This is a genomic window from Mesorhizobium sp. M7A.F.Ca.CA.001.04.2.1, assembly GCF_003998485.1.
GTDB classification, from domain to species: Bacteria; Pseudomonadota; Alphaproteobacteria; order Rhizobiales; family Rhizobiaceae; genus Mesorhizobium; species Mesorhizobium ciceri.
The window spans coordinates 1-12615 of sequence record NZ_RZQT01000066.1; the positions used below are offsets into that span (position 1 = coordinate 1).

Consider the following 12615-nt stretch of genomic DNA (forward strand, 5'->3'; position numbering starts at 1 on the left):
TGCACATCTACAATTGGGACCAGTGGGCGCAGAAGACGGTGCCGGTGCCGATGGTGACGGGCCATGAATTCGTCGGCACCGTTGCCGATTTCGGCGCAGCGGTCACCGAATACAAGGTCGGCCAGCGTGTATCGGGCGAAGGCCACATCGTCTGCGGCCATTGCCGCAACTGTCGCGCCGGGCGAGGGCATCTGTGCCGCAACACACTCGGCGTCGGCGTCAACCGTCCAGGCGCCTTCGGCGAATATCTGGCGATCCCGCAGCACAATGTCGTGCCGATCCCCGACGATGTGCCCGATGAGATTGCCGCGATCTTCGATCCCTTGGGCAATGCCGTCCACACCGCATTGTCCTTCGATCTGGTCGGCGAGGACGTGCTGGTGACTGGCGCCGGGCCGATCGGCATCATGGGCGCGCTCGTCGCCCAATGCGTCGGCGCGCGCAAAGTGGTCATCACTGACATCAACCCGGTGCGGCTGGCGCTAGCCAAGAAACTCGGCGTCCAGCATGTCGTCGACGCCTCGAAGGAGAAGCTGCGCGACGTCATGCCGGTGCTCGGCATGACCGAGGGGTTCGACGTCGGCCTCGAAATGTCGGGCGCCGCCCCCGCTTTCCGCGACATGATCGACACCATGAACAATGGCGGCAAAATCGCCATTCTGGGCATTGCGCCGACCGGCTTCGAAATCGACTGGAACAAGGTCATCTTCAAGATGCTGCATCTCAAGGGCATCTACGGCCGCGAGATGTTCGAAACCTGGTACAAGATGATCGCGCTTGTGCAGGGCCCGCTGGATGTCTCCGGCCTGATCACCCACCGCATCGGCATCGACGATTTTCAGATCGGTTTCGATGCGATGAAGAGCGGCAGTTCCGGCAAGGTGGTGATGGACTGGTAGGGATTGCCTTGGCCGCTATTCAGGAAAAGCTGACGACAGCACCTCTGGTCCGCCGGACATCTTCCAACTAGGGGAACATGGCTGGGTGGAGAGCTATGGCTCCGCTACGTGCGCTCGCTATCATATACGGCGACGTATCGCGGCCCACCCGGTGACGGTCGATGGGGCAATTCGCTTCAGTCGATGACGGAAACCCGGTGAACCGATGCTGAGGCCCCGACGCGATCGTCTATTTCCTATGATCTGCGATTGAGGTCGAGGTGTTGCCGCTTTCAGCGGGTAAGATGCGATAGACGACTTCCGGTACCCTTCCGGTCAGCGAAAAGGAAGGCAACGAGCCGCATTGCCTCAAGCAAATGTTACCAATAGTGTCCTGTTCCAAAGGGGATGGACAGGTCGTGCCATTCCGGTTCGGGGGAAAGATGGCGCGGCTCAGCATGGCGATACGGTGAAGCGGCGATCGTGGAGCTTTATTGCGGCGTTGACAAGCGGCGCATTCTGGATGAGTTCGAGGCGGTAACCGGCTATTATTCGCAAGCGCGCGATCCGTCTTATGAACCGTCGTGAGCAGAGGCCGTCTGCGGGCAAGAGCCGCAGCCGCTGTTACGGCAGCGATGTCCGCGACGCGCTCATCGTGTTGTGGGAGGATTCGGAGCGGCTGGGTCCGCATCGACGCTCGCGGCGGCCAGCGCCGCCGGGCAGGAATGAGTTCGCAGTTCGCCGCTCGGTGCCAGCCCGCACCTTCGGCGATTGGAAAGATCCGCCGCCCGGCTTTGTTGAGCGCATTCGGGCACGTCTTCGTCAGGGAGCTTCGTGCAGACGATGGTGCTGACCGGGATTGCCGCCGGCTGGACCGAATGCATTCCGCTCCGCACGCGCGACAGCGGCAATGTGATCATGGCGATCAAGCAGGCCCGCTCCCGGTTTCGCTGACCCTGTGCTGCTGTTTGCCGGCATCCGCCCGCACAGGAAGAGCTTGTAAAAGCGGTCGGTGCGGAAATCGAGGAGCCGTTGGTCGTCGATCTTCAGCCTGAACGCGGTCGTTTGCTGGTGCCGCAAATCGGCTGTTGCATGTACATCCCTGTCAGACGTCAGTTTTCCTCGCCTATTTTTGGTGTCGAGCGCGAAGTGCTCCAACCAGATTGCAAGGCTTTTTGGAAATGAGAGCGGCTTTGCGCAGGGCGCTCCGTTGTTGAGCATTCAAGCTACCAAGCCAATGACGCGCAGGTTCCACCAGGCTCGCCAGCCTTGAAGGACAGCGAAAAAAGCAGAGCACGACAGACACAACAGTGCATCAGGACGCCGCAGTCGTTGAAGATGGGGCGCTGCATCCATACCGTGGATGCATTCGATCCAAATAATCGATTTGTTCAATCAGTTTCTCGAAAGCTAACCCTACCCTCTCTGGGAATCGGGCTCTGAGCCGCGACGCTGCCTTGCGAGCGCAGGGGCTGCACGTAGGAGAGATGATGCAACGAGAAATCGCACGCGGGTTGCTGGCCTCGTGGGTTCGCCGACCGGCGTATTTGAGCCCGTCAGTTGGTCCTCACCCGCGCCTATTGCCACCGAGCGACTTGCATGTCCCTCCGACTCGGACCAGTTCCGAGAGCTGCGACGAGTTGCGCGCCGTGTGCTCCGATCAGATGGCCGCCGGTGACGCGTTCGATGGGCCGTCCCTCTTCGAGAGGAGATGAAATGCGAACGCTGCTCGTGGATCATCATGCGGATCTTGCGCGCGCCATGCGACTTGCGCTCGGGGATGGCGGCTTCGTCGTTGATGTCGTTGGTACTCTGGAACTGGCTTCGAGTGCATTTTCTTGCGCCAGCTATGAAATTCTCCTGCTGGAATTGGCTCTGCCAGATGGCGATGGCTTGGGTTGGCTGAGGCAGTTGAGGACCCACGGGCATTCAGTTCCTGCCGTCATTATGAGCAGCCTTAACGATCTCGATAAGCGAATTGCGATCTTCAACGGTGGTGCGGACGACTTTCTGCTCAAACCCATCTCTACCGATGAGCTTATTGCCAGAATGAGAGCCATTCTGCGCCGGGCGACACAGATGACCGACCTGAGGCTCGTATTTGGCAATCTCGACTTTGATCCGGTCGCCCGCCAGGTTTTCGTTGATGGGCACCCAATGATGATCGCACGTCGCGAACTCTGTATTCTAGAGCACCTGCTTAACCGGGCAGGCCGCATCGTGCCCCGTGCGCAATTGGAAGATCACCTCTATTCATTCAACGACGACGTGTCTGCCAACGCGCTTGAAGTCGGAATTTATCGTTTACGGGGACATCTGACCAGATCAGGTGCAACGCCACGGATCAAGACCATCCGAGGCATTGGTTACATCCTAGAATTGACTGACGCCTCATCCGCATAGTTTGTCGAATCGAAAGAAGATCTATTTTGCTGATCCTTCAACATCCTTGCCCTGCGCTCAATTGGCGGGCGATCGCCAACAAGGTTACAAGACCTGCAGTGCCCCGTTACCTGGGCCATCTCCTCTGCGCGCTTATTGTGACTTTCCCACTTGGTGTCGCGGCGCAAAACAAGCAGGACAAAGGCCCGCCGCATGCGGCTTCGAATAGCATCAACGCCACGCTGACCCTTTCCTCTTCGCTCGGGGAGACCGTTCATCTGCCCGCGCCAGCCACGACCATCTTTGTTGCTGACCCCACGATCGCGGATTTTCAGGCGCCATCGAGCAAAACAATCTTCGTCTTTGGCAAGAAATCGGGGCGGACCAGTCTATTCGCCTTGGATGGCAATGGCGAGCCTCTCGCCGAATTGCGTATCGTTGTCACGCAACCGATCGGGGATTTACGCGCCATGTTGCGGGAGCAGGTCGGCGACTATCCCATCCGCGTCAACTATACGCCGCGCGGCGCAATCCTTAGCGGGACGGCGCCCGACGCAGAGGTCGCCGACACCGCAAAAAGAGTCACTGAGCAATATCTGGGCGACGGAGCGCAAGTCGTCAACAACATCAAGGTCGCTGGATCCCTGCAAGTTAACCTCAGCGTGCGCGTAGCCGAAGTCTCACGCAGCGCCATGAAGTCACTCGGCGTCAACTTGTCCGCCTTCGGTCAAATCGGCAATTTCAAAGTGGGCGTTCTAAGCGGAAGCGCTGCAAGCGCTGGGTCTGGTTCAACCCAGGGTGGCGGTACAGCAGAAATCGGATTCGACAACGGTGCCGTCAACGTCAGCGCGGTTCTCGACGCGCTCGCCAAGGAGCATATAGCTTCCGTCCTGGCTGAGCCGAACCTCACCGCTATGTCGGGTGAAAAGGCCAGCTTTCTCGCGGGCGGCGAATTTCCCATTCCTGTCCTGCAGGAAAACAGGCAGGTATCGGTTGAATTCCGTCACTTCGGCGTCAGTCTGGAATTTGTGCCGACAGTTCTCAGCAACAATCAAATCAACATTCACGTAACGCCCGAAGTCAGTGAACTGTCGACGCAAGGTGCCGTGCAAATCAACGGAATTTCCGTGCCGGCAGTTTCCACGCGCCGAGCCGATACGGTCGTCGAACTCGCCAGCGGCCAGAGCTTCGCAATCGGCGGTCTAATCAGGCGGAACGTCAACAATGATGTCAGGGCCTTTCCCTGGCTCGGAGAACTGCCGATCCTGGGACCGCTTTTTCGCTCGACCTCGTTTCAAAAAGAGGAGTCAGAACTGGTCATTCTAGTTACGCCTTACATTGTAAGACCAGGCTCCAACCCAAACCAGATGAGCGCACCGACCGAGCGGGCGGCACCGGCTTTGAACGGAGGGGGCGCTCCGACGAATTCCGTGACAAGTCCCCCGCGAGACCGCGCTGCTATCCGTGCGGGCGCGCCAAGCGCCCAGGGCGGTCTCGGCTTCATCATCGAATAGTGTCATCCAAAGATGTTGCGTTTTATAATCGTCTTTGTCGCTCTGGCACCAAGCGTAAGTGGCTGCACAAGCACTACGCCAGTTGATGTCGAACCATCGGCACCAATGCTTGTCCGAGAGGAGACCACCGTCCTGACGTTGCAAAGCCTGCGCGCTTCCGAACGGCAGCGTTTGCGTGTTTTCCTAGACAAGGCCAGTCGCGGCCGGTTCGATGCCATCCACCTCCTCATCAGCGGTTCGCCCCAGCTCAGCGCAGGGGTAGCCCATCAGGCCAGGCAGTTGGCAATCGAAGAAGACAACATTCAATTGCGCGATCAACACGACGCCGGCTCAGTGCGAATTGAGGCGATTGTCTATCACGCCCGTCCGCCGGTCTGTCCCTCATATGGTGCCTCACCCAATGGAGAATCCTTCAAACAGCCGCTTGGTTGTTCGACAGGATATAACCTGGCCGTGATGGTCAACGATCCGCGCGATCTGCTCGACAATCAGGCCGTCAAGGCCGGCGATGGCGATCGTGCTTCTGTACCAGTTGCAACTTACAGAACATTCGGGACGGATAAAGGTGGCTGATACCGCCCTTATCTCGGCAGCACTCCTACCGGAGATTGAAAGCTTCCAATCGCGTCCTGATCTAAAATAAAAGGAACCGCTGGATGCAATATAGGCGCTATATCGAGGGCCTTAGGGCCGTTGCTGTACTTCCGGTCGTACTCTTTCATTTCGGAATTTCGGCGATCCCGGGTGGCTTTAGCGGGGTCGATATCTTCCTCGTCATCTCCGGCTACCTAACCAGCGGAAGCCTCCTGGATGACCTTGAACGCGGCCAATTTTCCATCGTCAACTTCTACTGGCGCCGTGCCCGGCGCATTCTGCCGGCGCTCGTCTTTGTGATGCTTCTCACCTGCATTGCGGCATTGTTCATTCTTCTGCCACCGGATCTGCGCGGATTCAGTCTTAGCATCATAGCTACCTCGACCTTCTGGTCGAACGTTTTCTTCTGGAAAACGTCAAGTTACTTCTCTATCGATGCCGCGCTTCTACCACTGTTGCACACCTGGCCGCTTTCCGTAGCGGAGCAGTACTACATCTTCGCACCAATCCTGATGTTCCTAATCTATCGCTACATCGGGAAGCGCTGGCTGACGACACTTCTTCCGATAATTCTCTGCAGCTTCGTAGTGGCGGTGATGGCGACATCGCTGGCACCCACCGCCGGATTCTATCTGCTGCCGACCCGAATCTGGGAACTCATGTTGGGCGCCCTGCTCATGCTCAAATGCCCCTCGCCGCTGGGCAACCGATTCCTGATGGAGTCGGTGGGGGTGGCCGGATTTGGCCTTCTCGCCATCGGGTTCTTCGCGATTTCGGCGAGTGATCCGTTCCCAGGCTACAACGCCTTGTATCCATGCATCGGAACGGCCCTTCTGATCTATGTTGGCCAAAATACCCCCTCGACGGTCGCCACCCGCATGCTCGAAGTCCGGCCGCTGGTCTGGATTGGGCTCATCTCGTATTCGTTGTATCTTGTTCACTGGCCTCTCAATGCGTTCGCGCACTATCTTTCGTTCCAAAAACTCGATCCGTTGATGACCGGTGCGATGTTGGTGGCAAGCCTCGCATTGGCTGCATTCTCCTGGAAGTTTGTAGAGCAGCCGTTTCGACAGAAGAGGGCCTTCACCTCCCCGGGGCCTATCTTCGCCTTTTCAGCGCTCGCGATCGTTGTCCTTTGTGCCGGCGGAGCGGCGGGGGCGCTCGGCAACGGCTTTCCGCAACGGTTTCCGGACTATGTCCAGCGGCGCATTTCCGTCGGGGACTGGAGGAATGGCATCTGTTTCAACGAGGGCACCAGCCGGATCGAAAGCTGGAATATGGAGGATTGCACGCGCACCAGCGGTTTTCCAACAACGGTTTTTTTGTGGGGCGACTCCTTCGCCGCGCACTATGTTTCCGGCTTGGGTGCTAACATAAATCGATTGCAGGCGAACATCGTTGAATATACGTACGCCAGCTGCGCGCCGATACTCTATTACTACCCTTACGATCGTCTTGATTGTGTCCGGTTCAATCGCAAGGCCTTGGACGTCATCTTGGAAGCGGACATCAAGACGGTTATCCTCAGCGGTAGATGGAGTGACTATGAGGTCAGAGGTTTCGACGGTCTTCAGCAAACAATCGCTACGCTTCGTGCCCTGGGCGTGCGCGTGTTTGTCATCGGCCAGTCTCCGCAGTTCCCAACTGACGTCCGGAGAATTGCGTTCTTCGCCAAGCGCCAAAATCTGGACGATACATCCTGGCCGATCGCGATGGACCCCGACATCAACGAACGTGTGCGCTCATTTACCAAAGGCGCCACATTCATCGATCCGCTGAAATTCCTGTGCAGCGCAGGACGCTGCGCCTATTCCGATAGAGGAGAGTTTTTATATTTCGACTATGGTCATTTCTCTTCAGCCGGCGCCACACTGGCAATCTCGAAATACTGGCCGGCTTTTGGCAAAGACAATGCTCTTCCTAAGACGAAGTAGCGGCTCAGCGGCTGACAAGCACCAGTGCGGGTCCCAGTGATAGCTCCTGCTTCCGCAGCAGCCGCGACGATGGAGCTGTTCAGGTTTAAGGCCCCCCGATAGTGACCTAGGATGGGTGCTGCCACGCGGCTCGGACTCAGCGTGCATTATCACGTAAATGTTGAGAGAATGAATGGCGCCGCGAAGGGCAATTCCAGCCGTCCAAAGCGACAGGCGTGTCGCGGCCTCGACATTGCAGTGGCGCTTACCTAACACGGCCTCACACTGCCCTCTAAACGGCCCCGAATTTGAACTGACGGCCCCTGGCCGGTTCATCGGGCAGGTCAAGGGCTAGGTGTAGTACACAGGGCTCATAACTTTCAGTTTCTAGTTGGTACGATGGGCCGTGGACGGTCGATGCAGACTTCAAGATGGCGAACGAAGCTCTCCATGCGTGCGTTGTCGAGGCAAGTGCCTTTGCCATGCTCGCGACTGGAGAGATTTCAAAATGAGCCTTGTAAGCGGAGAATGCCGCCGACGCTGTTCGGCTTGCTCGTGCCCTTGACGGCGGTAGGCTCGGCAGGGCCGAGGCCAGAGTTGCCGTAGTGGTCGTAATCGACCTCGGCTGTGACCGTGAAGCCGGGAACGACCATGTAGGCGACGTTTGCAGCCACACCAGAATCCTCGAGCTGATCACCCGAGACCTGAAGGTTGAACGAAGTTTTCTCGTCAAACTCGTAGGTGGCGCCCGCCCAGAAAGCCCACTGGCCGTTCCAGATTTTGTACGAGCCGCGCCCATGATTGGCAATTGCGCCGTTTGAGTCCTCGTTGAGACTGGCATTGGAACCGTAGCCGAAGAGTCCAAACAGCGACAGCTGGTTTGTGACAGCGACGTCGACGCGGATCTTGCCGGCAAAAGCTTCGTAATTGCTGTCATAAGCCGCGACGCCGGTGATCGAACCCCAGCCTTGCGTGTATTTCAAGCCGGCGACAACGGTAAGCGGTGTTTCCTGACCACCTTTCGGGAGTGGTCGCGATCTGTGAGGTTGCCGATCCTGTATTGGGATCGGAGATCGGCTTGTGTCTGGACTTGACCTTACGCTTGACCCGGAGCGGCAGCTTCGGCGTTTCGAGGTGATCAACGGTGCCGGCGGTCGGCGTCACTGGTCGGTGGATGACAAGGCGCGGATCATCGCAGAGACGCTGGAGCCGAATGCGATCATTTCCGAGGTCGCCCGCCGTTATGGTCTCAGGCCGCAGCAGGTCTTCGCCTGGCGCCGCGAAGCGCGCAAACAGGTCGCTTCGGTGCAGCAAGATTCTCCTGCCTTTGTGCCGGCGGTTGTGGCGGCGGCGGAACCTGTAGCCAGCCGTTCACCGAAGCAGCGGAAACGGCAAGCCACCCGAGATGCCGGCATGATCGAGCTTGAGATCGACGGCGTCGCGATGCGCGTCGGCCGGGGCGCCGATACCAAGACGGTGGCCGCAGTGATCCGCGCGCTGAAGGCGACGTCGTGATCGGGCCGACGGGTGCGGTCAAGGTCATGGTGGCGACGAAGCCCGTCGACTTCCGCAAGGGTGCGGAGGGATTGGCGGCGCTGGTGCGAGAGACAATGGGGGCCGATCCGTTCAGCGGGGCCGTCTACGTCTTCCGGGCGAAGCGGGCTGACCGGATCAAGCTGATCTTCTGGGATGGCACCGGGGTTTGCCTCTATGCCAAGCGTTTGGAGGATGGGGAGTTCCGCTGGCCGAAAGTGCATGACGGCATGATGCGGCTGACGGCCGCGCAGCTCTCGGCGCTACTCGAAGGTCTCGACTGGCGGCGAGTCCACGAGGCGCGCCGGACCCGCGTTCCAGCCCAGGCGGGCTGACCCGCGACGAAGTGAATCAGCCTGGATTCCGCTGTCGCGGGCTGTCGGCGAATATGGTCTGATCCGCTCATGGCGATGACGGCTGACCAGCTTCCCGACGATCCGGACGCGCTGAAGGCGATGGTCCTGGCGCGCGACGTCGAGAATGCCCGTCTGATTCAGATCATCAAGGAATTGCAGCGTCACCGCTTCGGCCGGCGTGCCGAGACGCTCCCCGAGGATCAATTGCTGCTGGGGCTCGAAGAGGCCGAGCAGATCGAGGCCGCCGACGAGGAAGAGAACGAACAAGCATCTCCCGCAGAGCGCCTGGAGCGCGCCAGGAAGCGCCGGACGAACCGCGGCGCGTTGCCATCCCATCTGCCGCGGGTGGAAATGATCGTCGACATCGAGGACCATGCCTGCCCATGCTGCCGCAATGGCTTGCATCGGATCGGCGAGGACGTGAGCGAGCGGCTCGACATCGTTCCGGCGCAGCTGCGTGTAATCGTCGTGCGGCGGCCCAAATATGCCTGCCGCGCCTGCGAGGACGTCGTGGTTCAGGCTCCCGCGCCGGCCCGGCTGATCGAGGGTGGTCTTCCGACCGAGGCAACGGTCGCCCAGGTGCTGGTCTCAAAATATGCCGATCACCTTCCGCTCTATCGTCAGGCGCAGATCTACGCCCGGCAGGGTATCAATCTCGATCGCTCTACGCTCGCCGACTGGGTCGGCCGCGCCGCCTGGCACCTGCGTCCGGTGCATGAGCGGCTGCTTGGCAAGCTGAAGTCCTCGCCAAAACTCTTCGCCGACGAGACGACCGCGCCGGTGCTCAATCCCGGCCGCGGCAAGACTAAGACAGGTCAACTCTGGGCCTATGCCCGCGATGACCGACCATGGGAGGGGAGCGACCCGCCGGGCGTCGCCTATGTCTATGCGCCGGACCGAAAGGCCGAGCGTCCGATCGCTCATCTCGCAGGCTTCACCGGAATCTTGCAGGTCGACGGCTATGGCGGCTATCGCGTGCTGGCCGACAAAAGCGGCGTCACGCTCGCCTTCTGCTGGGCGCATGTCCGTCGGCGCTTTTATGAACTGGCAGCAGCCGGTCCCGCGCCGATCGCCAGCGAGGCGCTGAGACGGATCGCCGAACTCTACAAGATCGAGGATGACATCCGTGGCCGATCGGCCAACGAGCGCCGCGCGATGCGTCAGGACAAAAGCCGCGCCATCGTCGCCGATCTCGAACCCTGGCTGCGTGAGAAGCTCGGCCTGATCAGTCAGAAGACCAAGCTCGCAGAGGCAATCCGCTACACGCTCTCACGCTGGGAAGGCCTCTCGCGCTTCCTTGACGACGGCCGCATCGAGATCGACAGCAACACCGTCGAACGCTCGATCCGTCCGATCGCGCTCAACCGCAAGAACGCGCTCTTCGCAGGCTCTGACGGCGGCGCCGAACACTGGGCAGTCATCGCCTCGCTGATCGAAACCTGCAAGCTCAATGGTGTCGAACCGCTCGGCTATCTCGCCGATGTCCTCACCAGGATCGTCAACGGCCACCCCAACAGCCAGATCGACGATCTCCTGCCTTGGGTCTACATCAACAAGCTCGAGCTCAAGGCCGTGGCCTGAGAACACCGCTTACCGACAACGTGCGGAATATAGCTGTCGATAGTACCGGCTGAGCCCGATCCTTGTTCGAGCGAAATCACAGTCGAAATGCCGTTGCCGGCGTCGAAGTGGTACTGAGCCACGTTGGTGTCGAAGCCGGCCGACGGAACGAGCATACTATCGAGAACGTTGCCAGCGTAGCTTACAAACGTATCGAAGGCCGACCCCTCCTTGCCAACTCGCAGGCCTCCCAGCTCGACCCAGGCAGAAGCCAGTGCGAGGCCGCTGTTGAAATCATAGTTCTGAGGACTGTCATGCGAGTTAGCGCTGTTGCCAAAATTCACCTGGGTTTCGGTATAGGTCGTCAACGCGCCGAGCTCGGTCTGCTGGCCGGTCCAAGTTTTGAACGTGAAGCGTGTGCTGTTTCGCCAAGTGCCTTGGTCCTCGCCAGTTCTCACGTCCGAGGTTCTTGCGCTGTCATACGATCGGACGTCACCCAGGCCGATATCGTAACGGACATAGCCGCCGATGCGCAGGCAGGTCTCGGTGTTGGGAATATAGGAATATCCCGAGCCGAGGACGTCGCAGATCTTGATGTACTCGGCCGGTTCCCGCTCGGCGCCAGCTGCTCGACCGACGGAAACGGTCATCAGAGCAGTTAAGCCCAGAAGAGGACTCTTGATGTACATGTCTAGATCTCCATGAAGGAATAAAAAGGATAGAGGCGAAAGAGCAAGCTTTTCCTCTAAATTTTGTGCGTGTTGTCTCCAATATGTGGACGCCAAAGCGCTTGACACGAGAGGTGAGCCAGCGTAAAAGCCACATGTACTTATAATAGTGTTTTTTGCTAGGAGATTCATTATCGTTTACATGTGAAACACTCCGGTCGGACCGCTGCAGCTCTCCGAAATAGAGCAGCAAGCGACATGCCAACCTGAAGCGTAGATGCGGCCGACACCAAAATCGGGCCGACGCGCCTTCGTCTCGCTGGAATCACTTTTTTTGAGGGTCACTGCGAAAAGCAATGTGCGACACGGTTCGCCATGTTCGATATGTGACAGTCTCGTTAACAGCGACGGCTTCCCGTCTGACCGCAACGCAGGCCGCGCCATGCGCTACCGAGAAGGATCACTGCGCGTACGCTCCGCAAGGGCTGCGCCAGGAACAGAGGGCGTGCACGTCCGAGGCGTCGCATGGTGGCCGCAGCACCTTTTCGCCGCTGTAAGTTCGCCGTGCAGGTACATTTCGCGGCCGGAAGCGAGAGGGAGCGCACCCTGAAACGGCTGCCTACGGCTCGCCTCGAGTAATTGGCGATGAACAGCATTCTCGAGAACTTAGTCTCGACGGAAAGAGCAACGAAAGGAAGCCGCTTGGACGAGCACGATCCGAAGGAAGAACCGATCGAGACCATTTTCCGCAACGGCACAATCACTGCCGTGGGTATCCTGCTTGCCTTTTCGCTCGGCTTCCTCACTCATTGGGCCGCGAACCCCTTGCCATGGCAACTCTACGATCTGTTCGCCGTAGTGCCGATCCTGCTCGGCATCGCACTGCAGATGAGAGCGCTGTCCATGCTGCTCGACATGAGTTCCTTGCGGCGCCCCATCTACGAACGCGCCAATCGCATTTTCATGGTCGGCCTCATCCAGACCGCGTGTGGCGTCGGCATGGCCATCTTGGTCGATCTTTTCGGGATATCGGTAGGGGGCACGCTGCCCGGCGCTTGACGACAAGCCACACCGCCGCTCTTCGCTCGAAGCGACGTCAAGCCGGGGAACCTTGTGCACCCCCTAGCGGCGTCCTCCTTTCATCAAATGAGCCGACGTCAGCTTTAGAGCGTCTCGGTGGCTAAAGCCGGTATGGTTTTTCGGCCGGCAGGGAAGGC

General features: G+C 59.1%; 11 protein-coding genes and 2 pseudogenes. 10 read left to right on the forward strand and 3 right to left on the reverse strand.

What is annotated here, in order from left to right; translation table 11 throughout:
• Both tdh and EN955_RS35500 read left to right on the forward strand, forming a co-directional pair.
• On the forward strand, positions 1 to 899 hold an 899-nt coding region (gene tdh / locus EN955_RS20615; protein ID WP_127219194.1), incomplete at its 5' end, for an L-threonine 3-dehydrogenase.
• 712 nt (positions 900 to 1611) lie between these two features.
• A pseudogene (locus EN955_RS35500) lies at positions 1612 to 1781 on the forward strand (transposase); the annotation flags it as partial.
• Here the strand turns inward: EN955_RS35500 and EN955_RS34850 are convergent.
• The gene (locus EN955_RS34850; protein ID WP_155925003.1) at positions 1701 to 2099 is read right to left on the reverse strand and encodes a hypothetical protein; all 399 of its coding nucleotides are present in this window, start codon (positions 2097 to 2099) and stop codon (positions 1701 to 1703) included. The pseudogene EN955_RS35500 and the gene EN955_RS34850 overlap by 81 nt on opposite strands.
• A 495-nt stretch (positions 2100 to 2594) precedes the next feature.
• Between EN955_RS34850 and EN955_RS20625 the strand changes: the two genes are divergently transcribed.
• The 4 genes from EN955_RS20625 to EN955_RS20640 all read left to right on the forward strand — a co-directional run bounded on the left by EN955_RS20625 (position 2595) and on the right by EN955_RS20640 (position 7302).
• On the forward strand, positions 2595 to 3281 hold the full coding sequence (locus tag EN955_RS20625) for a response regulator transcription factor (protein WP_024505585.1): 687 nt from the start codon (positions 2595 to 2597) through the stop codon (positions 3279 to 3281).
• Between the two features lie 71 nt (positions 3282 to 3352).
• A complete protein-coding gene (locus EN955_RS20630; RefSeq protein ID WP_050580548.1) occupies positions 3353 to 4774 on the forward strand; it encodes a type II and III secretion system protein family protein in 1422 nt (473 codons plus the stop codon).
• Positions 4775 to 4786: 12 nt separating this feature from the next.
• Complete coding sequence (locus EN955_RS20635) at positions 4787 to 5347, forward strand: CpaD family pilus assembly lipoprotein (protein ID WP_024505583.1); 561 nt, start codon at positions 4787 to 4789, stop codon at positions 5345 to 5347.
• Positions 5348 to 5430: 83 nt separating this feature from the next.
• Entirely contained in the window at positions 5431 to 7302 is a 1872-nt protein-coding gene (locus EN955_RS20640) for an acyltransferase family protein (RefSeq protein WP_024505582.1), read from the forward strand.
• A gap of 482 nt (positions 7303 to 7784) precedes the next feature.
• Here the strand turns inward: EN955_RS20640 and EN955_RS20645 are convergent, their stop codons facing one another.
• Positions 7785 to 8423 carry a porin gene (locus EN955_RS20645; protein WP_081714455.1) on the reverse strand — a complete coding sequence of 213 codons (639 nt, stop codon included), beginning with the start codon at positions 8421 to 8423 and terminating at the stop codon, positions 7785 to 7787.
• Between EN955_RS20645 and EN955_RS20650 the strand changes: the two genes are divergently transcribed.
• The 3 genes from EN955_RS20650 to EN955_RS20660 all read left to right on the forward strand — a co-directional run bounded on the left by EN955_RS20650 (position 8416) and on the right by EN955_RS20660 (position 10751).
• Entirely contained in the window at positions 8416 to 8796 is a 381-nt protein-coding gene (locus tag EN955_RS20650) for a transposase (RefSeq protein WP_196815424.1), read from the forward strand. The two genes, EN955_RS20645 and EN955_RS20650, sit on opposite strands and share 8 nt — an antisense overlap.
• Entirely contained in the window at positions 8793 to 9149 is a 357-nt protein-coding gene (gene tnpB, locus EN955_RS20655) for an IS66 family insertion sequence element accessory protein TnpB (protein WP_024505580.1), read from the forward strand. The genes EN955_RS20650 and tnpB overlap by 4 nt, the downstream gene beginning before the upstream one ends.
• A gap of 69 nt (positions 9150 to 9218) precedes the next feature.
• The gene (locus tag EN955_RS20660; RefSeq protein ID WP_024505579.1) at positions 9219 to 10751 is read left to right on the forward strand and encodes an IS66 family transposase; all 1533 of its coding nucleotides are present in this window, start codon (positions 9219 to 9221) and stop codon (positions 10749 to 10751) included.
• A gap of 11 nt (positions 10752 to 10762) precedes the next feature.
• On the opposite strand, the pseudogene EN955_RS20665 reads toward EN955_RS20660, so the two are convergent.
• Positions 10763 to 11419: pseudogene (locus tag EN955_RS20665) on the reverse strand (porin); the annotation flags it as partial.
• A gap of 681 nt (positions 11420 to 12100) precedes the next feature.
• Here EN955_RS20665 and EN955_RS20670 point away from each other — a divergent pair.
• Positions 12101 to 12457: a hypothetical protein gene (locus EN955_RS20670; protein WP_024505577.1), complete on the forward strand. Its 357-nt coding sequence runs from the start codon at positions 12101 to 12103 to the stop codon at positions 12455 to 12457.
• The last annotated feature ends 158 nt before the right edge of the window (positions 12458 to 12615 follow it).